Raw genomic sequence first — 1,307 nt, forward strand, 5'->3', positions numbered from 1 at the left:
ATGCGAAGTAAACGATTATGCGAAGTTGAAAGACATACCCGCATTTCACGGTGGTATCCAGGTCTAATTTACTTCGCATAATCGGGTATCAATTCCTCAAAGACCTGTCAAGGAGGCAAGGAGGTCAGCATCGTCCTTCCATTCGAGCAAATCTGGCGAGATCATGTTGGGATACGCCTTTTCGAGAGCTTAGCGTTTCAACTCGGTATCGGCTCGGGCATAAATCTCGGTAGTGGAAATATCTACGTGCCCCAAGAATCGAAGACCTAATTCCTCAGTGAACTGCTCAGCTCTTTACTTTCAAGAAACGTTGCCGCCCACATGGTTCCACATGCGGCGATAGTAGTGGTAGTCGCCTGGGTATAGTGCAGCCGATATAGCTCGGCTTCCAAGTCAGTTGTCAATTGTGAAAATGATTCAGGAATCAATTTAGTGCCTCCTCAATGGACTGTGGGATCATAAAGATCTGCCACTCCATTTTGGAACACCATGGCGTTATGCGAAGTAAATCAGACCCAAATACCACCGTGAAATGCGGGTATGTCTTTCAACTTCGCATAATCGTTTACTTCACATAAGGCGGGTTATGCGAAGCTTCGCATAACCCGCCTTGGGGTAATCCTTGCTCTCGATCTATTAGTTGTCCATCTTTGTTTTGCATTGGAGCTTTCAACCAACGTTTGATGTAGAGAATTATCCATGGCTCTGATACGTGCATAGAGACAGCTTTTAGCAGCAGTTCATGATCTATTGTGTCGAAGAAGGCCTTGATTGACTTTTCCACAATCTTTGGACCGCCTCGCTGAAATCTTTGGACCATGATTCCACAATCTTTGGACCGCCTCGCTGAAATCTTTGGACCACCTGATTCTTTATCTGATTAACTTGCTTTGGCGTCCCAAAAAATGTGGACGCCAAAGGAGGAATGAACATAAATGGCTTCAAAGAAATGGAAGGTGGATATGAAAGATATCCGTAATTTATTGGCACTTGTAGCCAAGGGTAGTTACAGCAATAGAGAGATAGCAACATCGCTTGGTATCTCACACCAAAGCGTAAGTCGACATCTCGATAGGCTCGCCAAAGCAGGCGTTAGTACCCAAGAGGCATGCGACCTTGACGATGAGGCACTCTCTGCTATCTGCTATCCAAATAGTCCGGGTCCAAAATCCAATGGAAAAGTAATGCCGAATTTGGATGCAATACTCACAGAGCTAGCCAAGCCGAACCCACCAACTCGCAAAGTACTTTTTGACGAGTATTGTGAGCAATTTCCCGATGAGCACTATGGATATTCGCAATTTGGC

Annotated in this window: 3 protein-coding genes; 1 reads left to right on the forward strand and 2 read right to left on the reverse strand. The window is 45.4% G+C overall.

Features of this window, described 5'->3' with window-relative positions:
- Positions 1–266: 266 nt before the first annotated feature.
- Both AXFE_RS20260 and AXFE_RS18045 read right to left on the reverse strand, forming a co-directional pair.
- On the reverse strand, positions 267–428 hold the full coding sequence (locus tag AXFE_RS20260) for a hypothetical protein (RefSeq protein ID WP_160291942.1): 162 nt from the start codon (positions 426–428) through the stop codon (positions 267–269).
- A 137-nt stretch (positions 429–565) separates the two neighbouring features.
- Complete coding sequence (locus AXFE_RS18045) at positions 566–784, reverse strand: hypothetical protein (protein WP_152626227.1); 219 nt, start codon at positions 782–784, stop codon at positions 566–568.
- Positions 785–935: 151 nt separating this feature from the next.
- Between AXFE_RS18045 and AXFE_RS18050 the strand changes: the two genes are divergently transcribed.
- Positions 936–1,307 (forward strand): winged helix-turn-helix transcriptional regulator (locus AXFE_RS18050; RefSeq protein WP_152626228.1); only part of this gene is annotated, 372 nt, incomplete at its 3' end.

Source organism: Acidithrix ferrooxidans (assembly GCF_000949295.1).
Classification (GTDB): Bacteria; Actinomycetota; Acidimicrobiia; order Acidimicrobiales; family Acidimicrobiaceae; genus Acidithrix; species Acidithrix ferrooxidans.